Here is a 20,007-nt window from a genome sequence, read left to right as displayed (position 1 = left end):
GAAAGCGCGCCATGTCGGACCCAGATTATCATTCGCTCGACACCGACAGCGCCATTGGCGGTCCGGTCCGGAGGAGCGGCGTTGGTCTCATGCGGCCGATCGCGGTTATCGCGGCCATTGCCGGCGTCGGCGTCGTCCTTTATTTTCTGCTTGCAGGCGGCGAGCAGCAGCCGGCGATCGACACGACGCCGCGCGAGGAGTTCCGTCCGGTCCAGACACCCAGGAACGAGGGGTTCAGAACGCCGGCCCCGCCTCCTTTGCCGACGGTCGTCGTTCCGGAAGCGCCGCCGCCACCCCCTCCGCCGCCGCCAGCGCCCGTCGTTCCGTCGGCTGCTCCCGTTTTGCCACCGGCCGAGGTCGACTGCACCAGAGGCAAGAACCCGGACAATCCCCGCTGCATCGAGCTCGCACGGCAAGCCAAGCTGCTGGAGCGTGTTCGCTCTTCCGCCATGGTCTTCGATCAATCGGATCAGAGGAACGGCGCGGCACGGGCCTCGACCGACGCCGCGGGTGCGGGACTGTTCGGCGCCAGTGATCCGTCCGGGGCGCAAACGGCAGCAGCGTCAAACGGCGGCGGCGCGGTCGACAATGATCGTGCTTTCCTGAAGGCGATGGGCGGGCAGGGTGTGGACGTTTCAGTGGCAACCGAGAACCGCCGCACGGACGCCTGGATCCCGCAGGGCACGATGATCCGCGGCACGCTGGAGACGGCGATCAATTCAGACCTCGCCGGCATGGTGAAGGGGATCGTGCGCGACGATGTCTATTCGTTCGACGGCCGTCGCATCCTCATACCGGCTGGGTCGTCACTGATCGGCGATTATAAATCCGGCGTCGAGCGGGGGCAGGAGCGGATCTTGATCGTCTGGACACGGATGATCCGCGGAGACGGCGTTTCGGTGCAGCTCGGCTCTTATGGCACCGACCGGCTCGGGCGCTCGGGCATGACGGGTGTCGTCGACCGCAAGTACTGGGAACGGTTCGGGCCGCCGGCAATGATGACGCTGATCGGCGGCGCCACCCAATACATCGCCCAACTCGGCCAGAAACCGGATCGCGACATCACCATCGTCAACGACAGCGGCAGCGTCACCCGTATCCCGCAGGACAATGGCGAAACGTCGCAGGATCGTGCCCGCGAAATCGCCGCCGAGACCATTGCCTCCGGTATCCAGCAGTTGGCGTCAGAAGCCTTCCAGGACAGCCGCAACATCCGGCCCACGATCCATATCCCTCAGGGCTCCGACATCAACGTCTTCGTCACACGCGACCTCGACTTCACCGAGCTTTATCCGGACCCGGTACGCGAAGAGTTTGAGAGACTGCGCAGAAGGAAGCTTGGCAAATGAACGCGCGCCCGTCGATTTCTGCCGAACAACATTTTCTGTCCGAGGCGATCGAGCCGATCCGGCCGTTTCTCGACGATCCCGGTGTTATCGAGATCTCCTGCCAGCGCAGCAATGAGATTTGGCTCGAGCGCATCGGCCAACTCAGTATGGTGAGGCAGGAGGTGGACGGGCTCGATCAGGAGGTGATCAGCCATATGGCCTCGCGCGCCGCCTCGTTCACCAAGCAGACGGTCAACGCCGAACATCCGCTCCTATCGGCGACGCTCGTCAATGGTGAGCGCGTGCAGTTCGTGGTCAGCCCCACCTCGGCAACCGGGCACGCCTTCTCCATCCGCAAGCAGTTCATCCGCCGCTTCGATCTGAACGACTATGAGAAGGCCGGCGCGTTCCGTTTCACCAAAGTGACCGGTGACGACTACATCGATGATATCGATATCGAGCTGTCGCGGCTGCTGCGGGCCGGCAAGGTCCGCGCCTTCCTGGAGCTCGCGGCAATCAATCACCGCAGCATGCTGATTTCGGGCGGCACCTCCAGCGGCAAGACGACGTTTCTGAATACGATGCTCACCGCCATTCCGAACCATGAGCGGTTCATCCTCATGCAGGACACGGCTGAGCTGGAGCCGCTACAGGAAAACGTCGTGTCGCTGCTGGTCTCGAAGGGTGGCCAGGGCGAGGCAAGGGTGACGATGGGCGATCTGCTGGCCACGGCGCTCCGCCTCAGACCGGATCGGATCTTCATGGGCGAGCTGCGCGGCGACGAGGCCTTCGACTTCCTCAATGCGATCAATACCGGGCATCCCGGTTCAATGTCGACGATCCATGCAAACTCACCGCACCACGCCTTCAACCGGCTGTCGACCTTGGTGCTGAACAGCAATGTGCGCATGGAGCGCGACGATATCGTTCGGTACATCCGCTCGATCATCCCGATCGTGGTCCAGTTGAAGAAGAGTGATGCCGCTGGCGGCCGCGGCGTCAGCGAGATCTACTTTGCCGACGAGGTGGACGAAAATGGCAAGCGTATCCACGCACACCGAGACTGACCGCCCGAAATGGACGGGCCTGCAGCGGGCATCGTTGTTCACCTTGCCGATCGCACTGCTCGGAATCGTTCTCCTGTGGCTCGCCTTCTTCACGCTGATCTACGACGCCTACATCACCTCGTTCGGATCTTCGTCCTACTTCGACTATGTCGCACAAGCGCGCTGGATCGATGCCGTGCGCTATACCTGGTCTATCATCCATGTCCGCAACACGGTCGGACTTTCGCTGCTGGCCTTCGTGGTTGCCTTGCCGTTCCTGTTTTTCTTGGCTTGCCTCTGGATGCTGAAAGGCGGCAGGGCGTTGTCGCGCAAGATCCTCTACCTGCTGCATGTCCGGTCGATGTTCAGTCTGATCGCCCATACGGCTCTCATCTTCGCCGCCGCCTATGCCGGCGTCATCGTCTACGGCGTGGCCTTTTATCTCGTTGCCACAAAGGCCGGTGAGCATGCCGAGATTGCCAGCTACTATGGCAATCATCTGGCCGCGATGTATCAGGCTCCTTTCGGCGCAATCGATGCAGCCGGCGCCTATCAAAAACCCTCCCGGCAGACGGTGCTCGCCGCGCTCGCCGGTCTCGCTGCCGCCGGTGCCATCGTCGGATTTCCGATCGGCGCGGCAATTCAGAAACGCCAGCGGATGATCATGGGAAAGGCACGCCTCGCCACCTTGAAGGACGCAGCCGATTTTCGGCTGCGCGACAAGCACGGCATCGTTCTCGGACTGAAACAGGGTTTGCTTTTGCGCAATGACGGCGACCAGCATGTGATGGTGATCGGTTCGCCGGGGCAGGGCAAGTCGCGCGGCTTCGTCATCCCGACGATGATGAGCTTCCAGGGATCGCAGGTCGTCCTCGACATGAGCGGCGAGCTATTCGAGGAAACCTCCGGCTACCTGAAAGACAAAGGCTACGAGATTTTCCTGCTGGCGCCCGGCTCGAAGTTCACCGACGGCTACAATCCCCTCGACCTGATCAGTGACGAGCCGAACCAGCGGATCACTGACCTCCAGAAGCTGACGCAAATGCTTCTGCCGGAACGTCTGCGATCGGATTCCTCCGACTTCTGGGAGGAAAGCGCCAGGATCCTGTTGACGGCGATGCTCGGCTTCGTGCTCGAATGCCCTGACACCCGCAAGTCGGTCAGCGAGCTCTATCGCATCCTCAACTCGATGTCGGACGAGCGCAAGGCGATCATCCAGTTATTGGAAAAATACGAGCCGGTTCTCTCCGACCAGACCCGTATGCAGCTGACCAAATTCGCCGGGCGGCATGAAAAGCTCGGGGAGGGGATTGCGGCTGAGATCGTCGCCAAGCTCAACTTTCTGCAGAACCCGCTGGTGGAAGCGCTGACCTCGATCACCACGATCCCGATCGACACCGTCAGAAAGCGTAAGCTCGTCATCTACATCCAGGCTGACTGGAACGCCATGCAGATCTATGAGCGACTGATCTCGATGTTCATCCAGCAGATGGCCGACAAGCTCGTGCAAATGGGTCCCTTGCGCAACGGTGAGCACGAAGTGCTGATGATGCTCGACGAGTTCGGCAATGGCGGTCGTATCGACACGGTCCTGACGCTTGCCCCGCTAATCCGCAAGAATGGCGTGCGCTTCGTCTTCATCCTCCAGGACGGCGCCCAATTGGAGCGGCTGTACCAGCGCTCCGGCCAAAAGATCCTGATGGGGGCTTCGACGATCAAGCTGTTCATGAATTTCCAGAACCAGGAAGATGCGACCGCTGTCTCGATGGCTGCTGGCAAAACGACGGAGTGGGTGGAGCAATCGTCCTATTCCCATCGCCATGGCCGAAGACAGCGATCGATCTCGAAGGTGCCGGTTTCGGTCGATCTCCTTCCCGTCAACACGCTGATGATGATGAAGCCGGAAGAGGCGATCCTGCAGGTCACCGGCATGCCGCTGATGCGCATCATGAAACTCGATTCCGGCGGCGAGCGGATGTTTTCGAAGGTGCGGAAGTTCAAGCCGGCGAAAAGGCCTTGCATTGAGCCGGTTGAATGGACGATCGACGACAGCAAGTCCGCTGCGGCGGCCCCGGCCTCGACAGGCACTGACATCGACGCCGTGCGCTTCGTCGTCAAGGATGGTGTCCGCCACGTCTACATTTCCTCGCTCGACGAGCTGCGTCATCGCCTGGATCTCGACGAGACGCGCGAGGCCGGTGTGGCGGAGGAGGAGGTACAGGCGGAAAAGAAGAAGCAGTCGGAAGACAAGCAAAAGGGGGATTCGGCGAGGGGGCAACGAAAGCGCGGCATGCCCAAAACGCCTGGAGCCGCTCGCGAGAGTGACATCGGTCTCGATATCGACCAGGAGAAGCTCAGCCGCAATGTCTATTCGGGCTCACCGGCACATCGGAGCCTTCAAGCCAAACAGGCCAATGGTCCGTTGGATCAAAGCGGCCCTCGGCCTGCTGCGTCTGTTCTTCAGCGGCAGGAGGTCAGAGAAGTATTCGGGGCAGATCTTACCGCGTTGAACGAGGTGATCTTCCAGCAGGCCGAAGAGAATGCACTTGAGCCGGTCGAGCTCAACGCGGATGTCGAGCTCTTGATAGAGAGCCTGTCGGATCGGCTCACGGAGGACAGCTCGAGAGCCTACCTGCGCCAGTTCGCTAGCTTGGTGCGGGATCCGCTGGGCGAGGATCGGGAGCAATCTGAGACCGAGGCGCTTGCTGAGTAGATGCGACGTAGCCCGCAAACGCAACACTGCGTCCCCATCTGCCAGGGAGAACAATACATGGGTGAGATCCGACATTTCTTACACGGCGATATTTCAAAAAATGGTCATCTCGAACGAATTGTCGCTGCCGCCAAGGCTGACGCCGGCTTTTGGCTGATGGTGAAGGAGCGCGAGATGGAAAGGCAAACGATCGGAGCCGAGGTTGACCTGGAGGGCGATGGTGAGGATGCGATCGACAAGTCGGCGCCGGCGAGGCTGACGCCCACGATCACAGAACTGGCTGACGACCTCGTCTCGCGCATGTTCGGAACTTGCCCACCCGAGGTGCTGGTGATCATCCAACAGGCGCTCCTCGATGCCGCGAGAGTCGAGCTGAGCGCTGTCCGGTGAAGGCCAATCAGACGCTGCGGAAAATGGCGACGACCACAATTGATGTTCAGGTCAGGATGTCGTCATCGGATGTTGGCGAGATATTGTTTCTGGCCTGACGAACTTGATCGATCACCCAGTCTTGTAGCCGCCTGGCGGTGTCTGCGGCCTGCGCTTCTATGAGGTCCTTGGGGAAAATGCCAAAGATCGGCCCGAGATGCTTCATGCGAGGCAGCGTCCTTTCCTTGGCTTCCCGATATTCGTCGGTCTCCATCCCAAAGGCTTCGACGATGAGGTTCACCGGCCGGGATCGTCGATACGACGCCTCCAATATGAAGTCCGGTCTGCACAGTCCAATCGGAGTTTCCAATGCGAATAGCGGCTTGGTAATCTTGATGCGAAGGTCCGGTACCGCGTCGAACAGAGATTGCTGCAGCCAGAACAGCAGATGCGAAACGTCTCTTTCGAATCCCGATTCCACCGGAAAGAGCGTGTCGCCGTTATAGACCGGTTGCGCATAGGCCTGGATCGCCCGCACGGGTCCCTCGTCATCGTCCTGAAAATCAACGTTCAGCAAAGTCAGGAACGGACCCCTAAGCGCGGGATCGCCACGCAATGGCTGGCGGACTTTACCGAGCACATCGATCTTGCGTGAGGACGATGCCGGCATGATCGTCTGCTCCGAAACGCTTTTCGAAAACACCAACATAAAGCCGGTTCGTCGAAGGTTCTCCGGCCAGTCCGGACGAGAGGTCCAGAGCAACCGCTGCCAACGGCTGGCCGGGTCCCAGTAATCCGCACCCCATGTCGACATCAGTGCGTTCAGTGTCCAGGTCCGCAGCACCCTGAGCTCCCTCGCGGCGGAACGTATCCTCGATAGCTGACCTCCCAGCGTAAGATCGGGCTCGTCCTGCAGCGGGGGTATGACGTTTGTACCCGCCCTGTCCAGCATCCGCCACAGGATGCCGCCAAGTCTGGAAGGACGGTCGTTTCGTTCCCTCGATCGGGTGGGATCATCGTCCGAGAGATCAGCAAGACGGTTGGGAATGGCCGGAAGGGCGTCGATGTAGCTGCGCTCGGGTTTTGGCAGCGGGCGGATCTGATAGCGACGATCGAACAGCGCGGGAGCAGCGTCCTTGTCTACATGGAACGGGCACGTTTGCGCATGGTTTGGACGCTCTTGATGCCGGTGCGGGTCCGCCTCCTTCGGGGTCAGTCGTCGCAGCGTAAATGTACGCTCCTGTTGGATCGGTGCGAGCAATGGCTGCAAGCCAGCGGCGAGGCAATCGCATTCAATCCAGCCGTCCATCACTTTGGCGCGTTTGATGACCGAAAGCGCAATAGCCTCATCTTCCTTGGATGCAGCGTTGCCATACCAGGCACGCAACGCGGTTGCCTCTCGGTCGGATAGGTCGGCAAGTGTATGGGCCGGACTTTTGCGAACGACGATCCGCATGTCAGACCCTTCAATAGCCGAGGAGCCAGAGCCGATATCCGAGGTATCCCACTGCCATCGCCGCGCTGATAGCGACGATCGTCTCTCCCCAAGCGTGTATGTTCCAACGGCCGCCTTTGTCGAGGCGCGAACCTTCGAGCACAGCCGAAAGGAAGGCATAGACCGGGATCATCATCGCGTAGCCCAGCGTGAGGCTGTCTCGGATTGCGATGCGCGCGGTAAAAAAGATGATCCGAGAACCAGCGTGGCCACACATAGCCGCCGCAAGTCAAACCGATAGCCACCCTTTTTAAGCGACGTCATCGAGAGCCTCCTTCTATCAACCGCCAAGAGTTTAACTGCAGTATAATTATTGATCAATCGCAGATCGCAGACCGGACGAATCCATGGGGGCCGAGTTAGATGAATTCGTGCTGACCGCCGACAGCCCCGTTTTGCGCGCCGCGCGCCAGGGGGCCCTGGAGGCTCTTCCATCCTCTTGCAGGGCGTGATCGTCGCAGTGTAAGACGTGTAACGAAGTTGTGAACGGTTGGAAGCGAGAGTTAATCAACAAAGGGTTTACGCTTTGGTCATCGTGGTCTCTAGCCGGCGTCAGGCATTGGATGAGCAGTAGAATTCCGAACAAATCCCGGACCAGCAGATGCGGCAGTACCCTCTGCCGCCGGAAGGAAACGTCCCGTCGTGCTGGATCGCGCACATCTTCCGCCAAGGAAGGCGTTCCATGTCTCGTGTGAAAGACGATCCGTCCGGCAACGCAGTGGACGTTTCGACATTGAAGGCGCTGTCGTTTCAAGAAAGGCTCGCGATCGGCCTGCGCCGATTGAAGGCCGAGCGGGGCTTGTCGAACAAGGATCTGGCCGAGCAGCTCGGTGTGTCGGAGGCCTATATGTCGCAAGTGACCCGCGCCATGCGTGACGTCAAGCTGTCGACCCTCGACAAGATGCAGCGCGAGTGGAACGTCATTATCGAGGATTTGCTCAGGGTCACCGAAGACGATCTCTCTCGGATAGAAGCGTTGAAAGCGCGCCGAGGGAAGAAAAAAGCTCCCGAGACCACGTCATGATTTTCCTGTCATAGCGCACGATCGGCCTGCGCGAATTTAGTGATCGAGGTTAAACCAGAACCTTTCCTTCACGCCTTGGTCGTTCGGGATATCGAAGAAATAGGGATCGGCTCGCCGCGGTCGCGGCGTGGCAACTTGCTGGATGCAGCCATCATGGCCGTTGCCGAAACTGCGCTCTATCGTCATACCTGACTGTCTCGTGTGGGCATTGCGCTCGATCGGTGATCGGCAGACATCGACTGTTTTGATGCACTGGTCGGGCTCGCCGCGCCAGCCACCGTCGCCTTGCGAGCTATAGCCGACCGTCGTTCCGGCCGGGCAATCCTCGTAGTTTTCTCGCCCCGGCTTGCCGGCCTTGACCTCATGGCAAATCGGCCAGGAAAATCCCGGTTCCTTCATCGCGGCAATGAGCTTTGTCATAGGTGGAACACAGTAGGGCACGCCGTGCCAGGACGGATTTTGCGATGCCGCACACAACAGAACCTGACATCCCCAGGAGGCGTCGTCGGCTTTTGCGCCGGTCGAAGGGACACCAAGGGCTATAGCTGTCAATGCGGCGACCATAATCAGGAATGGTTTCATAATTCGCCTCCGTTATCGACTATTGAATTTGCGCCCAGGTGCCGTCGATTCTCGCAAAGGAAAGCACGCCTGGTTGCGCCGAGCCGGCAAACGAGCCCGACGTTGTTGCGATGATGCCGGTGCAGGTGACGCCGGGGATTGCCGCGCGAGGCTTGCACTCCGAAATCCTGATCGACCGGCCCGACTTCGCGATCGCAGCGCTTGCCTCTTCGTTGTTGGGAGCGTCGACCGGCATTGGTTGTTGCGCCGCGTCCTTCAGCCCGGCGATCTCTTGTTCCAGGTTTGCGATATGGCCGCTTCGCACCAGCTCATTGATCGCGTATCCTCCCGCTATTCCACCAAGGAGGGCGATGGCGCCAGCAATCACCGCGGTATCGGGACGCTTGGCCATCGGGAACCTCAATACCCCTCGATGCCCAGTCGCTTGAGGACAGCAACCGGATCGGTCTCGCACTCCTTCTTCCAGTCCGCATGCTTGGCGCAGGCGTAAGCGTATTGGCTAAGGTCTGCCGATGACAGGTCGGCAAGCCTGTTGCCGATCGCTTTCCATCGCTGCACGTCCGCCGGATCGCAGCCGGCGCCGCCCGCGCCGCAAAAGTCCGGATCGCGCTGCTCGCTCGGATTAGGAGTGGCGCCATCTTGCGCGCCGCTCGCGACCGGAGCGAGGACGAGCAGAATTGCCGTGACACCGAGGGAGCAAAAGATGCGATTCATTCAATCTCCTTACACGTCTTTGAGTTTACCGAGCCGCTTGGGTAACAGGCAAAGGCAGGGGCAGGCTCGTCTCGGCTTCTGGTGATTGGCCGTCCGACTCCTCTGCGGCCACAGTCGATGCGGTGTAAAGCCAAGGGGGAAGCAGGTCCGGTGACGACCAGACTCCAAAGCCCAGCCCCCTGGCTTTCCGCTCAATATCGAAATAGGCAGGGACTTGTGGCTCGTTGCGGTAGTTGAATGCGTAGCCGATACCCTCCGCAATTGCCGTTGCTGCCAGATTTGTTTCGCCGACAAAGCAATGGGCGATCAGGATCTTGTTGGTGTCGCGGCCAATTGGCGCGCAGTTGACGTTCTGCCCAAGTGTCCGGAGGATCATCCAGGCACGCGAAACCTGACCGGCGGGCCACTCCACGCCATCGCTCTTTGCGGTCTGCTCAAGGCGAGGGGCTTCATACCCAGCCAGGCGGACGATCTGTCGGCTCTTGACGAATTCGAACGTGGTCGCATCAACGACCTGCACCTTGCCGTAGATCTGACGCGGCACATCGGATGGATGACTTTGCGCAAACAATGCCGTCGGGGCTATTGCGAGCCATAACATTGAGCCAGCCGCAACTTTCATTGTTGTGCTCCCGCCTGTTGTTGGAGAATTGAGACCGGATGCGGCAGGTCCGAATAGGCCCAAAGTCCTGCGCGCGCCGAACGTGCACTTTCCTCTGCAACCCTGTAACCTGGAACGATCAGTTGCCCCGCGCTGTCGACGGCTGCAAATCCCCAACCTTGGGCAATCATATAGGTTGCCAGGTCGTAGCGATGCCGGCCTGTCGTCGTTTGGCATGCGACGACCGCGTTGTTCTGGTCGAGATTTTTGATGGTCGCGCAGACGGGCCTCGTGTCTCGGATCAACGCCTGCGCCATGATCAGATCGAGCTCTCCGCAATCCCGGACAACGCCGGCAGAGACGGTGACATTGGTTCCACGAAGACAGGCCTGCAGACCATAGAGGCGATAGCGTCGCCCGCCGGAGATCCAGGTGTCGCCCGTCTCGAACTGCGCCTGCGTGGGGAACGGAACGAATTCGGGTTGGGCGCCACCAGCGTCAACGGCCGAGGGAATGTCGGTTTGCGATGCCTGAACAGGGACGACCGGTGGCCAGAAATACGATTCGCGCATGACATTGGCGTTGGCGAGCATCGGCATGATTGTCGTGGCAGCATAGACACCGGAAGCTGTGATCGTGGAAATGAACATAGGGAACCCAATCCGCATCAATTGGTCGACGAATTGACCGGGTAGCGTTCGCCATTGGGGTGCGCGAACTGATCGCTCGCCCAGATGCCGGCTCGTTCACTGCGTGCGGCTTCCTCGGCTTGCAGATATTCCGGAAACACAGGCCGCCCGGCGCGGTCACGGGCAGCGAGCGCCAAGCCCTTGCGGATGAGCGCCTCGGAGAGCGATCGAACCGCGCCATTCTCGACGAAAAAACATTCAGCATAACGCACGGTAGGTCGGCCTGGGTTTTGCGCCAAAACATGGCATGGAAATGCATCCCCGGCACCTGTCTTCGCCTCATCGAGCGCCGCTGACATTCCCGCAAGCGAAATCATGGCACAGGTCGTCGGCATTCCGGCGAATTCCATTGGCTCGGTCGAGAGGCAGCCCTGGACGCCGGCCAGTTTGATCACGGAACCATCGGCGCCGAGAAAGGCGCCGCCGCTGAGCGCGGCTATTGGGCTCACGGTTTGCAGATCAAGCCGGGTGGTGATCGACAAGGTGTCGAGCGGTATTTGCGGTCCGGGGATCAGGTCGCGGCCCTCTGCATAGGCATTCTGATAATAGCTGACAAACTCAGAGGTCGTGCCGGCCCGCGCGGCAAAGGGCAGGGCGATCAGGGCATTTAGAAGGGTGCAAAAGAGGAGGCGGTCGAACCGCCGTGCGCCATTGTTCATGCTCGCATCCGTCATCAGTTGACTATCTTCAACATGCACGAAATTATACTGCAGTGCAAGTCTGGAAAATGTCCGAGGATTGCAGTATGTGTTGTCGGACACTGGAAACGTGCAGATGGAGAAGGGGAATGTCGGCGGCAAGAAAGGCGCTTAGGGTCGTTGTTTTTCCATTCCGGGCGGCATGGTTCCTGATATTGATCGCGAACTTTCTGGCCGTCTGCCTTCTCGTCGCGGCCTTCGTTGCATATGGCATCGCCCTGGCGTTTTCGTATGCCTTTCTGCCCGCAGAATGGACGCAGGCACTATGGCGATGGGCAGCGGATCTGTATGCCCAGTCTTCCTGGTTCAAAGCTGCCGCACTCGCTTTCTTCACGCTACTTTTCTTGCCCATCCTGCGATTTTGGCCGGCGAGGGATCCGGTGGGGGATGCGGCGCGTGAGCGCGAGATCACCAGGCTGAATGATGATCTGATTGCCGCGCGGCGGCAGGAACAGTTGCGAGCCAAACTTCGGGCGTGAAAGGGGAGGCTGCGCTCGAATGTTTGCGAGGTGCTGTAGCCCACAACGTCCTTGTCGGCCGCCACTGCGATTGAACACAGTCCGCAGCGCCGGCGATTTGTGATGCAAAGGATGAGGAATTTCATGGCAGTCAAACCACTTTCGCTTGCGATCTCAACGTTCAAAGGTGGTGCGGGAAAATCGACCCTGAATGTCAACCTTGCAGCGGAGTTCGCACAGCAAGGACACAGAACGCTGCTCATCGACTGCGATGAGCAGGAGTCGTCGACACGCTGGTACAATGTCTCGATGAAGCGCGGCTTGCTTCCGACCGATGGTACGTTGCTGCATCTGCGAGTGGCTCCCGGAGATCGATTTCGGGACCGGTTGGCCGATGCGCCCGAGGCGGATATTCGCATCTATGACGTTGGCGGCTACGTCCATCAACGCGCAATCGAGGTCTACCACGAGTGCGATGCCGTCCTCATCCCGATTATTCCGGAACCGACCGCCGCGACGTCAGCGATCAAGGTCGCGACCATTTTGAATGAGATATCCAAGAAGCGCGCCAAGGGCCCCATCCCTTATGCGGCGATCTGGAATTACGTCGACATGATCGCTCTCAAGCACAATCGGTCGCTTCCGGAAGTTCACGCGATCCTGACCAGCGGCAGGATTCCGATGGTGGAGACGGTCATCCGCAAGAGCAATCATTTCAGCGATGTTGGAGCAGGCTTCGGCTCGCTCTATTCCAAGCTGGCCAGCATTGAGAACAACCCATCGTTGACCCCATCGGCCAAGCGCCGGGCTAGCGAGAGCGTGCTCGATGCGATCGATCTCGTCAAGAAGATCAACAACGAATTCATCGGCCTCCTGCAGGCGGAGGCGGCTTAGAGAGATGGCGGGGGAAAGAACACCGGCCGGCAACATTCTAGCCCTTGCCCGATCGAGAGAGGATCAGGCGAAGGAGGTGGAGGACACTGCCACCTCCTATATGCCGACCAATATCGACCTTGAAACGCTGATGCCCGATGAGGCTTTTGAAGGGCAGGGTGAGCGCGTCACGCCGAGCGTCAGTTCACCGGAAATACGCACTCCGGAGAAAAAACGCCGTGAGCGATTAGCGTCCCAAGGTGCCACACCGGCAGGCGAAGCCACGAAACGGAAGCGCATCTCGCTGTATCTCGATGATGATGTACTGACGAAGATCTTCCGGGTTTCGTTGGAGCGCCACGAGCAGCTGTCCTCGGCGACGCACCGGTTGATTGTCGAGGCTCTGAAGGCGAGGGGGCTGTAGTCGGATGCGCGAACCGGCCATCATGTTCCGCCTGCCTGCTCAAGTTTTGAGCAACGTGGACGCCCTTGCGCGGCGGCTCGACGTCTCTGTGAACATCATCGCCAAGCTCATCGTGACGAGAGAAATCATGCGTATTCCGGCGATGCTTGAGGAGCACGATCGGCAACTGGCGAACATGCACCAGTTTCTGCGCGAACTTGCACTTCGGAACGAGGAATTTCTCTCGCAGGAGAGTTTGCATGCCGAAAGTACTAAAGCGATCGCGCATCACCTCGAAGATGCCATGAGCGCTCTTGATGCCATCCGAGACGCTGCCTTTATCCGTCCGTCCACCTTTATCGCCGACCTGATCAGGAACCACGATGAACGATCTGTCCAGAAGTCGCTCCGCATCTAGGCCGGAAGGTCGTCGGCTGCCGAGCTATTTCGACCTCATTGAAGACGAGTTGCGTCGGCGCAGTGGCGGTGGAGGTGGTGCCCCCAAAAAGCCTTTGCCAACGAAACGTGCAGTGCCATCTGCCAAGCGTCCCGGCGCCGGCACGGCATTCAGCCGCGCGGCCGGCAACAACGCGGTCGTCGTCAAGGTCCTGTCCTACGGCGCTGGGGCTAGTTCGGCCCGCAACGTTCTCGCCTATCAAAGCAAGGAGGAGAAGGCCCTTGACCAGGATGGCCGTGAGGTCACCGATCTCAATGCAGCCATGCGGTCCTGGGAGCGGGAGTTTAGCAACCGGAAAGGCAGCCAGGACATTCTCCGTCTGACCTACGAGCTTGAAAAAGCCGACGGCGAAGACATAAAGCGCGCTCTCGGTTCGCTGGCGGAAGACGGGTTCCGTCAGGCTAGCGATACCGATCGAACCTATGCCTTCAGCGTCAGCGAGGGTTTGAAGGGTGGGACCCGTCTCCATTTTGCGCTGGTGATTGCCCACGAGAAGAACGACAGATCGGATCGAAGCAGCGCCAACCGCATCCCTGCAGAAATCGATGATGTCCGTGCGATCGACGAGCGATTGGACAGGGCTTTACGGGGGGCCGGTATCACTCCGGTTTCGCGCTATCCGGCCGAATTCTCCTCCGGGCCCAAAGGCCTGACAGCCACCTTACATGCGATGCAAAGGGCAGGGGCGGAGGTAACCCTGTCGACGAAAACACACCTTAGAGACCGACCCGGCAAGAGCGGCCGTTACGAGCGCGGCGGGGAACGGCGCGACGTCACGACCAAAGACCATAAGGAACTGACGGCCGAGGGTAAGGTCATCGGTGCTCTGATGCAGACCCGCCAGCCGCGGGATTTCATGCACCTGTTGCTGTCGGGGCCAGCCAATGTCGATCGCGACCGCTTCATCCTGGCGGGTCGCGATTTCCTTAAGGAACAGTTTGCGGGCCACCGCTATGCCTACGCCGTCCATAACCGCAATGATCTTGAAAAGCATCCGCACCTGCATGTCATCGTCGCCCTGCGCAATGCGAGCGGAAAGATGCTCAATCCGAATATCCGCGACTTCACCGAATGGCGGGTCCGTTTCGCTGACAATGCACGTGAGCGCGGCATTCCGATCGATCGCCAGAAGCGTATCGAACGTGCTGGCCCACCGCCGGTCAAACGATGGGAGTGGGAAATGTTTCGCCGGATGGGCGCAACGGCGCCAGCAAACGTAGTCGACAAGGTCAGGGCTAAGTTGCGCGACACGCCGACCGCGCCGAAGCGTGAAGAGGCCAAGAAGCGGCTCGAACAGAGCCGGCGTTCCGTCGGGCGTGTCATTCTGATGCTGGAAGGTATTGCGAAGGACCGCAGTGCACCGAGCACCGCGCGCGAGCTCAGCCATGATCTGTCCATCGGGCTTCGGCGCGAATACGGGCGACTTGAAACAGCGGTCCGCGAAGGCCGTGATCCCACACGAGAGAAAGGCGAAGACCACATGCTGCGATCCACACCCATCAGTGCCGCGCAAGCAAAAGCAGCGAAGGAAACGCTGGCGAACACCGCGCTGACGGTTGCCGCGAAGATTGCCAACCCATCTGATCGGCTGATCTTTGAACAGGCGACGAAGATCATCGGCAAGGTCGTCGGGCTGCAGCTCGACTCACGCGTTGGCAAGAATCGAGACCGAACGGAGTCTGGCAGCGATAAGCGGAGTTCGGACAGCCTCGAAACAAAGTCGGCTGCCGGTCGCGATCACATTGCGGAGCAGAGTGTGGTTAATAGGAGTTCGAACAACCGTTCTCTCGACGCATCGCGCATTGCCCGGTCTAATGCCGAGTATGACGCGCCGGAAGCCGATCGTTCGAATCGGGAGCGTCCGAAACCCCAGCAGCGGGATCGCGACATACCAAAATCGATCAAGCTTCGCCCGCCTCAGGAGAAGGACAAGGACCGCACCCGCTAACCCTGCGAACCGCACTGTTGGCCACAGTTAAGCTCTCCAGCGATGGACCAGCCCAACGTCGCCTGGATCTTGGCGCGGAGTCGCTTAACCTCCGTGGCTTCAGGCGAAGACAAATTGGGGGCATGCTTTCGGGCCGCACTCTGAGCGGTTCCCTCGCTTCGGTTGTTGAAGTAGTCGATTACCGAGACACCCGCATCGTCGGCAGCGAGGCTACCAGCGGTCGAGCTGCCGATGAAAACGGTTTCCTTCCTGCCGATCCCATACCGCTCCATAACTTGGAAGATCGCTCCGGCGCCAGCCTCCTGTTGCCGATCCGCCTGGCGCTGAAGGCCGGTTCCGCTTGCACGTGGGACGTCACTCCATGTCACCCAGAAATCCGGCATGGCACATCTGATGCTCAGTAATGCGTCAAGCAATTCGGTCAGGGTTGCGAATTCTGATCTTCCATAGGCACCCGCGTCCATCCCACGCTCGTCCGAAATAAAGCCGAAACGAGCATTGAGGTGTCGCAGATGCCTTAACATTTCAACGAATTCTTCGTCGATATCTCCGAGCATGTAATCCCCGGAGGGACTAGTCTTTCTGAGGAGGGTGCCATCTCTCTCGAAAATGACGAGGCCCGTCGAACCGATCCTCCTAAAGATCCTGTCTGCATATTTTGCATGATTGTTCATTGGCTAAATTCCAAACCTTGAAGCCAGCTTCGCCATCACACGACTTCGAAATGATGCGCAGCTTCCTCTTGGGACCAGTCGGTCGCGATTGTCGTCGTTACCGGTTATGGGATGGGAAATCAGCGCGGTTCGGTGAGGTCTCCGGCGTTCGTACAAGCGAGCGGCAAAATGGCTTCCTCCTCTCACTCGCTGCTCATCTGTTCTGAAATCAACATCCCAAACTTCAAAATTTTGCTCCTGATAGTAGAATCGCTATGCAGTTGCGTGTAGTTGCGATACCCGTTGATCGGGCACAAGCGCACGAAATCTACCGAAACGAAACGAAAGCAGAGCCGGTAAGCCATTGCCAAAGAATGGAAAGTTATTTCTCCCTCCGCCGAAAGACGGAAGTGATTTCAAAGAACTCTTCAAACAATTGGCCGCGGCAGGAGCGGGCCGGCCGTTGGGAAGTGATGGCTTTCCCGCAGGCCCGTGGACGCCCGAACTTCTCGCTGAGGCGATTTCACAGATCGATTCCAACCGGACTGGGGTCGATCTGCGAACGGTCCAGCTTTGGTTTCAAGAAAATGAGAAGGGTATCAGCACGACCAATATTCGTTGGCTGGCAAGGGTCTTCGGGTGTGATGATCCCGTAGCAACAAGCGAATGGCAGATGGAGCTAAGTGCGGCGCAATCTCGCTTGACGGCGAAGAGGCGAGGTTTGAAGAAATCGGGAAGCAGACCTGCGGCAGAGGTTCCAAATCTGGCACTGAATGTCGTAGATGAGGAGATGGAGTCGCCGGTAAAGCTGGAACGGGATAGCGAGGCTAATCAGCCGAGCCGACGTTTTAATTTGGCGAGGAGGTCGGAGGCGCTATTTAGCCGCGGATCTCCCTTGGATCTACCTGCGTCGGTATTTGCGGGTGCCACGGCCCTTGGGTTTCTCTCGTATATTGTGGGGATCCACAGCACGACTTACAATCGGGCGGATGGTCTCGTCAAACAGGTAGGTTTCCTCTGGGCGCCCAATTGGACGTTTCTCTTTATGGTTTTCTTGCCACTGTTTTTTGTGTTCGTCATAGAGTTGCTGTTGTTTTGGAAAAATGAAGGGCGCTTACGGATTGTAGCGGCGGGCAATCGTGTGGAAAGCGACGACGCCTGGGCCAGCAACGTAGATGCTTCTTCGTATACATATTGGGCGGTCTTTATGGTCTGCGTGTTGTTCGCCGGTCTGTTTCAATGGATCGGCGTGTGCTTGATCCCTTTGGTAAAAGGCGGTGGCAACTACGCGATAGATTGGGGCAAATTAGCGCTCGTCCGGCCCGAAGTCATCTCGGTGCCGATGGAGATTGTGTTCACGGCGCTCGCTTATCTCTACATGTGCTTGTGCTTCTACCTCTTCTTCGTAGGTCTCATTTTGCTTCATACGATCATTCATGACCTTTGGAAAAGCGGAGAAGCATCGAGGAACCGGCCGCGAATTGATTATCAATACCATGTCCATGAAATCGGCTTACGGGTGATGCGCGGAATTTTTCGGTGCACTGTTTTAGGTCTTCTGATCGCCATATGCATGAAGGCCCAAAGCTCCTATTTGGCGTCGAATGGAAAAGACATTGTGGCTTGGCTGCTCGCAGATATGTCGTCTGTTTTGCACGAGGGCAAAGACATGGGCAACGGATTCAGCTACAGGATGCCGACCCACTACAGCAGCCTTCTTATCGCTATTTCGACGATCATCGTTTTTCTTTACGGCTCCATCCGTTTAGGTGCCGGAAGCCGATTTCATTTGCCCATGTGGAAGATGTCAGCGGCCGTAGGGTTACTTTTTACCAGCTACCTGCTGATCGACGCATTTACAGGCTTTTCGATCCTTCTGTGCCTTGCAGTGCTGCTCGCGATGTACGGCCTCATTGATCCAGAGCTTGGGCGATGGAGAGCGAGCGACTGGGGAAGCAATCAGAATGTATCATAGTTGGCTTGATCGTTGGGATGAGCGGCGGGCACGACGCGGTGAGGAATCCAAGGAAATCGACGATTTCGTCCTTGATGCCAACCTCGCCTTCCCAGGCGCCAAGAACATAGGAAGTATCGGCGAGTTTTGTATCCTTGCGGACCAGGCCGTGGCTGATCCAGCCTTTTTCGATGAGCTGAGCGGGCACGATCAGCATTTTCAACGGCAAGACGGGTGGATCAAATTTCCGTCGGACATGTCCACTGACGTCGAAGAGAACGATGTAGTCTGGGCAAAAATCACAGAAAGCGGATCCCTCGATCAGGCGTTGGTGATTTTTCATCACTGGAATGCAAGTGCACGCAATCGTCAGATTGCCAACTTTTTCTCACGGCGCGGAATCACGGTTGTCGAGATCGCTATGCCCTATCATTTCGAGCGCAGCCGTTCCGGGTCCGTGTACGCCGATTTTATGCTTAGCCCTAATCTCGGTCGAACCATCCAGTCTGTACGGCAGGCGGTATGGGACGGGCGAACACTCATTCGTTGGTTGAAAAGCGAAGGCTATCGAGAGATTTCCGTTCTCGGTATGAGCTTAGGTTCCTGGGTCGCGGGTTTGATCGCTGCGCACGACTCGGCTGTGTCAAAAGCCTCGTTGTTTCTTACAGCAGGAAGTCTCGCGGATATGGTTTGGACAGGGCGCGCCACACGATCGATACGTGAAAGCCTTGAACCCGTTATTGAGCTGACCGAGCTCAGAAGGGCGTGGGGTCCGCTTAACCTAGAGAACTACGCGCACAATTTGGCACGGACCGATCTCGAACTTCATGTTGTGTTGGCTAAGAGGGACAAGGTTGTTCTGCCAGAGATATCACGGGGGTTCATGCAGAGGCTGAAGGCCGCCGGAGCTAGGCCAAACATTTTGGAATTAAACTGTGGTCACTATTCGCTCGGCATGCCGCCTTACATTTTGCTGGCCGGTTTGAGCCTGAAACGGTTTCTGTCGTTCCGCTAGACTGAGGGCTCTTGATCTCACAAGGTGACGGTTGCTGCGATGCAGATGGCCGAGGAGAGATGTGCGCGCAAGGATGGTAGCGGGTGACGGGTGGCGATGCGTCGCCATGTTGATTTCCCTACGGAACCGACCGCGCTCAGTTCCGTAGGGCATCAACGATGCAGGTTCGGCGCTCCTGCCGATTAATAAAAGATGATGGTGGAGGGCGCTGAAGTGTCGTCCCGACAGTCGGATCGTGGGAGAGGCATGAATATATATTATTTTGTTATAACATATCGCATAGCAGATTTATGGAACCAGCTATTGGCATCAAATATGCGCTCGCGCTGCCAATGCCTTGTTGGACATCTTTGGTGACATAATGAAACGGATCCGGATGCTGGTGCCCATCGTCGACTGATGTCTTGATCGCCGGCGGAAAGGTGTTGGCGCCGTCCGTGCCTAGCTTTGCCGGTGACAACAAAGGCTCGTCCTTCAGCATCTTGCGGAAGAAGCGCTTGGCGGCATGGCGACCCAGTTGAAGGAACCCGTAATGCCTTTCGACCTGATCCTTTCCCCGTCGCGAGTAACCGTCATGCAATTTGGGAAATGCTCGTGCGCAAAGACGTCGTCGACTTCGTCGCCCAGGATTGGAAGATCTTTGCTCAGTCGTTCAAGTTTAAAGGATTCTGCGGAACGGCCTCGTGCCAAGGCAGGCGCTTCCAAAAACAGCCATGGCACCGAAACTTTGATCTGGATCAACTCGCGGTCCCGGCGAGATTGGTAATCATCAAGCCGCGCCGGAAAAAATCGGGATAGCCGAACCCGCAATCGCGGCGTAATCGTCTGGGGTATGCCTAGCATGCGCAGTCACATCCGGCACACGCGGATTTTGAAGAGATCAGGACATGGACGTTGCACGCAGTAAGAGCCTGACCGAAAAAGAGTTGAGTGAAATCAGCCAGTTGTGATTCTGTTTGTTTGCTTAGGACGAACGGAGACCACAAT

General features: G+C 58.3%; 22 protein-coding genes and 1 pseudogene. 12 read left to right on the top strand and 11 right to left on the bottom strand.

Going from position 1 to position 20,007, the window contains the following annotated elements:
• The first annotated feature begins 11 nt into the window (after positions 1–11).
• Genes virB10 through BS630_RS23225 form a run of 4 tightly spaced genes read left to right on the top strand, consistent with a single transcriptional unit; the run spans position 12 to position 5,477 of the window.
• A complete protein-coding gene (gene virB10, locus BS630_RS23240; protein ID WP_077979297.1) occupies positions 12–1,349 on the top strand; it encodes a type IV secretion system protein VirB10 in 1,338 nt (445 codons plus the stop codon).
• Entirely contained in the window at positions 1,346–2,395 is a 1,050-nt protein-coding gene (gene virB11, locus BS630_RS23235; protein WP_077979296.1) for a P-type DNA transfer ATPase VirB11, read from the top strand. Before virB10 ends, virB11 begins: the two co-directional genes overlap by 4 nt.
• Entirely contained in the window at positions 2,364–5,087 is a 2,724-nt protein-coding gene (locus BS630_RS23230) for a type IV secretory system conjugative DNA transfer family protein (RefSeq protein WP_077979295.1), read from the top strand. The genes virB11 and BS630_RS23230 overlap by 32 nt, the downstream gene beginning before the upstream one ends.
• 57 nt (positions 5,088–5,144) lie before the next feature.
• Complete coding sequence (locus tag BS630_RS23225) at positions 5,145–5,477, top strand: hypothetical protein (protein WP_077979294.1); 333 nt, start codon at positions 5,145–5,147, stop codon at positions 5,475–5,477.
• A 46-nt stretch (positions 5,478–5,523) separates the two neighbouring features.
• Here BS630_RS23225 and BS630_RS23220 read toward each other — a convergent pair whose 3' ends face one another.
• A complete protein-coding gene (locus BS630_RS23220) occupies positions 5,524–6,912 on the bottom strand; it encodes a hypothetical protein (RefSeq protein WP_077979293.1) in 1,389 nt (462 codons plus the stop codon).
• 10 nt (positions 6,913–6,922) lie between these two features.
• Entirely contained in the window at positions 6,923–7,087 is a 165-nt protein-coding gene (locus BS630_RS38080) for a hypothetical protein (protein WP_245310460.1), read from the bottom strand.
• Positions 7,088–7,552: 465 nt separating this feature from the next.
• Between BS630_RS38080 and BS630_RS23210 the strand changes: the two genes are divergently transcribed.
• Positions 7,553–7,975 carry a helix-turn-helix domain-containing protein gene (locus BS630_RS23210; RefSeq protein WP_245310459.1) on the top strand — a complete coding sequence of 141 codons (423 nt, stop codon included), beginning with the start codon at positions 7,553–7,555 and terminating at the stop codon, positions 7,973–7,975.
• 36 nt (positions 7,976–8,011) lie between these two features.
• Here BS630_RS23210 and BS630_RS23205 read toward each other — a convergent pair whose 3' ends face one another.
• The 6 genes from BS630_RS23205 to BS630_RS23180 all read right to left on the bottom strand — a co-directional run bounded on the left by BS630_RS23205 (position 8,012) and on the right by BS630_RS23180 (position 11,235).
• A complete protein-coding gene (locus tag BS630_RS23205; protein WP_077979291.1) occupies positions 8,012–8,557 on the bottom strand; it encodes a hypothetical protein in 546 nt (181 codons plus the stop codon).
• A gap of 19 nt (positions 8,558–8,576) precedes the next feature.
• A complete protein-coding gene (locus tag BS630_RS23200; RefSeq protein WP_077979290.1) occupies positions 8,577–8,948 on the bottom strand; it encodes a hypothetical protein in 372 nt (123 codons plus the stop codon).
• 8 nt (positions 8,949–8,956) lie between these two features.
• Entirely contained in the window at positions 8,957–9,271 is a 315-nt protein-coding gene (locus tag BS630_RS23195) for a hypothetical protein (protein ID WP_077979289.1), read from the bottom strand.
• 25 nt (positions 9,272–9,296) lie between these two features.
• Complete coding sequence (locus BS630_RS23190; RefSeq protein WP_077979288.1) at positions 9,297–9,893, bottom strand: thermonuclease family protein; 597 nt, start codon at positions 9,891–9,893, stop codon at positions 9,297–9,299.
• Positions 9,890–10,471 carry a thermonuclease family protein gene (locus BS630_RS23185; RefSeq protein ID WP_245310456.1) on the bottom strand — a complete coding sequence of 194 codons (582 nt, stop codon included), beginning with the start codon at positions 10,469–10,471 and terminating at the stop codon, positions 9,890–9,892. The genes BS630_RS23190 and BS630_RS23185 overlap by 4 nt, the downstream gene beginning before the upstream one ends.
• Positions 10,472–10,539: 68 nt before the next feature.
• Entirely contained in the window at positions 10,540–11,235 is a 696-nt protein-coding gene (locus BS630_RS23180; RefSeq protein ID WP_245310455.1) for a thermonuclease family protein, read from the bottom strand.
• A gap of 113 nt (positions 11,236–11,348) precedes the next feature.
• Here BS630_RS23180 and BS630_RS23175 point away from each other — a divergent pair, with 113 nt between their 5' ends.
• From BS630_RS23175 to BS630_RS23155, 5 genes are all read left to right on the top strand, one after another.
• Complete coding sequence (locus BS630_RS23175; protein ID WP_077979286.1) at positions 11,349–11,738, top strand: hypothetical protein; 390 nt, start codon at positions 11,349–11,351, stop codon at positions 11,736–11,738.
• Between the two features lie 123 nt (positions 11,739–11,861).
• Entirely contained in the window at positions 11,862–12,611 is a 750-nt protein-coding gene (locus BS630_RS23170; RefSeq protein WP_183594610.1) for a ParA family protein, read from the top strand.
• A gap of 4 nt (positions 12,612–12,615) precedes the next feature.
• Positions 12,616–13,014 (top strand): hypothetical protein, encoded by a 399-nt coding sequence (locus tag BS630_RS23165; protein WP_077979285.1) that lies wholly within the window; start codon positions 12,616–12,618, stop codon positions 13,012–13,014.
• Positions 13,015–13,018: 4 nt separating this feature from the next.
• A complete protein-coding gene (locus tag BS630_RS23160) occupies positions 13,019–13,411 on the top strand; it encodes a hypothetical protein (protein ID WP_077979284.1) in 393 nt (130 codons plus the stop codon).
• Positions 13,377–15,398, top strand: a complete 2,022-nt coding sequence (locus BS630_RS23155) for a relaxase/mobilization nuclease domain-containing protein (RefSeq protein WP_167383834.1) — start codon at positions 13,377–13,379, stop codon at positions 15,396–15,398. The genes BS630_RS23160 and BS630_RS23155 overlap by 35 nt, the downstream gene beginning before the upstream one ends.
• Here the strand turns inward: BS630_RS23155 and BS630_RS23150 are convergent.
• Positions 15,395–16,072 carry a hypothetical protein gene (locus tag BS630_RS23150; RefSeq protein ID WP_077979282.1) on the bottom strand — a complete coding sequence of 226 codons (678 nt, stop codon included), beginning with the start codon at positions 16,070–16,072 and terminating at the stop codon, positions 15,395–15,397. The genes BS630_RS23155 and BS630_RS23150 overlap by 4 nt on opposite strands.
• A 343-nt stretch (positions 16,073–16,415) precedes the next feature.
• Here BS630_RS23150 and BS630_RS23145 point away from each other — a divergent pair, with 343 nt between their 5' ends.
• Both BS630_RS23145 and BS630_RS23140 read left to right on the top strand, forming a co-directional pair.
• Positions 16,416–18,026, top strand: a complete 1,611-nt coding sequence (locus BS630_RS23145; RefSeq protein WP_077979281.1) for an RcgA family putative transporter — start codon at positions 16,416–16,418, stop codon at positions 18,024–18,026.
• Positions 18,016–19,020 carry an RcgR family putative quorum lactone hydrolase gene (locus BS630_RS23140; protein WP_077979280.1) on the top strand — a complete coding sequence of 335 codons (1,005 nt, stop codon included), beginning with the start codon at positions 18,016–18,018 and terminating at the stop codon, positions 19,018–19,020. The genes BS630_RS23145 and BS630_RS23140 overlap by 11 nt, the downstream gene beginning before the upstream one ends.
• A gap of 325 nt (positions 19,021–19,345) precedes the next feature.
• On the opposite strand, the pseudogene BS630_RS23135 reads toward BS630_RS23140, so the two are convergent.
• Together BS630_RS23135 and BS630_RS37440 are read right to left on the bottom strand one after the other, a co-directional pair.
• Positions 19,346–19,525 (bottom strand): annotated as a pseudogene (locus BS630_RS23135) (DDE-type integrase/transposase/recombinase); the annotation flags it as partial.
• Positions 19,495–19,761, bottom strand: coding sequence for a hypothetical protein (locus BS630_RS37440; protein ID WP_167383833.1), 267 nt, complete (start codon positions 19,759–19,761; stop codon positions 19,495–19,497). The pseudogene BS630_RS23135 and the gene BS630_RS37440, both read right to left, overlap by 31 nt.
• Positions 19,762–20,007: the final 246 nt, after the last annotated feature.

The organism is Rhizobium laguerreae, from assembly GCF_002008165.1.
GTDB lineage: Bacteria > Pseudomonadota > Alphaproteobacteria > Rhizobiales > Rhizobiaceae > Rhizobium > Rhizobium laguerreae.
This window is presented reverse-complemented; position numbering and strand designations above follow the sequence as displayed.

Bases quoted from the DNA above. Each gene is read 5' to 3' on its own strand.
- BS630_RS23155 (WP_167383834.1), top strand. From the start codon at position 13,377: ATGAACGATCTGTCCAGAAGTCGCTCCGCATCTAGGCCGGAAGGTCGT.
- BS630_RS23210 (WP_245310459.1), top strand. From the start codon at position 7,553: ATGCGGCAGTACCCTCTGCCGCCGGAAGGAAACGTCCCGTCGTGCTGG.
- BS630_RS23150 (WP_077979282.1), bottom strand. From the start codon at position 16,072: ATGAACAATCATGCAAAATATGCAGACAGGATCTTTAGGAGGATCGGT.
- BS630_RS23170 (WP_183594610.1), top strand. From the start codon at position 11,862: ATGGCAGTCAAACCACTTTCGCTTGCGATCTCAACGTTCAAAGGTGGT.
- BS630_RS23165 (WP_077979285.1), top strand. From the start codon at position 12,616: ATGGCGGGGGAAAGAACACCGGCCGGCAACATTCTAGCCCTTGCCCGA.
- BS630_RS23190 (WP_077979288.1), bottom strand. From the start codon at position 9,893: ATGAAAGTTGCGGCTGGCTCAATGTTATGGCTCGCAATAGCCCCGACG.
- BS630_RS23160 (WP_077979284.1), top strand. From the start codon at position 13,019: ATGCGCGAACCGGCCATCATGTTCCGCCTGCCTGCTCAAGTTTTGAGC.
- BS630_RS23220 (WP_077979293.1), bottom strand. From the start codon at position 6,912: ATGCGGATCGTCGTTCGCAAAAGTCCGGCCCATACACTTGCCGACCTA.
- virB10 (WP_077979297.1), top strand. From the start codon at position 12: ATGTCGGACCCAGATTATCATTCGCTCGACACCGACAGCGCCATTGGC.
- BS630_RS23140 (WP_077979280.1), top strand. From the start codon at position 18,016: ATGTATCATAGTTGGCTTGATCGTTGGGATGAGCGGCGGGCACGACGC.
- BS630_RS23185 (WP_245310456.1), bottom strand. From the start codon at position 10,471: ATGCCGATGCTCGCCAACGCCAATGTCATGCGCGAATCGTATTTCTGG.
- BS630_RS23175 (WP_077979286.1), top strand. From the start codon at position 11,349: ATGTCGGCGGCAAGAAAGGCGCTTAGGGTCGTTGTTTTTCCATTCCGG.
- BS630_RS38080 (WP_245310460.1), bottom strand. From the start codon at position 7,087: ATGATGATCCCGGTCTATGCCTTCCTTTCGGCTGTGCTCGAAGGTTCG.
- BS630_RS23180 (WP_245310455.1), bottom strand. From the start codon at position 11,235: ATGACGGATGCGAGCATGAACAATGGCGCACGGCGGTTCGACCGCCTC.
- BS630_RS23205 (WP_077979291.1), bottom strand. From the start codon at position 8,557: ATGAAACCATTCCTGATTATGGTCGCCGCATTGACAGCTATAGCCCTT.
- virB11 (WP_077979296.1), top strand. From the start codon at position 1,346: ATGAACGCGCGCCCGTCGATTTCTGCCGAACAACATTTTCTGTCCGAG.
- BS630_RS23225 (WP_077979294.1), top strand. From the start codon at position 5,145: ATGGGTGAGATCCGACATTTCTTACACGGCGATATTTCAAAAAATGGT.
- BS630_RS23230 (WP_077979295.1), top strand. From the start codon at position 2,364: ATGGCAAGCGTATCCACGCACACCGAGACTGACCGCCCGAAATGGACG.
- BS630_RS23195 (WP_077979289.1), bottom strand. From the start codon at position 9,271: ATGAATCGCATCTTTTGCTCCCTCGGTGTCACGGCAATTCTGCTCGTC.
- BS630_RS23200 (WP_077979290.1), bottom strand. From the start codon at position 8,948: ATGGCCAAGCGTCCCGATACCGCGGTGATTGCTGGCGCCATCGCCCTC.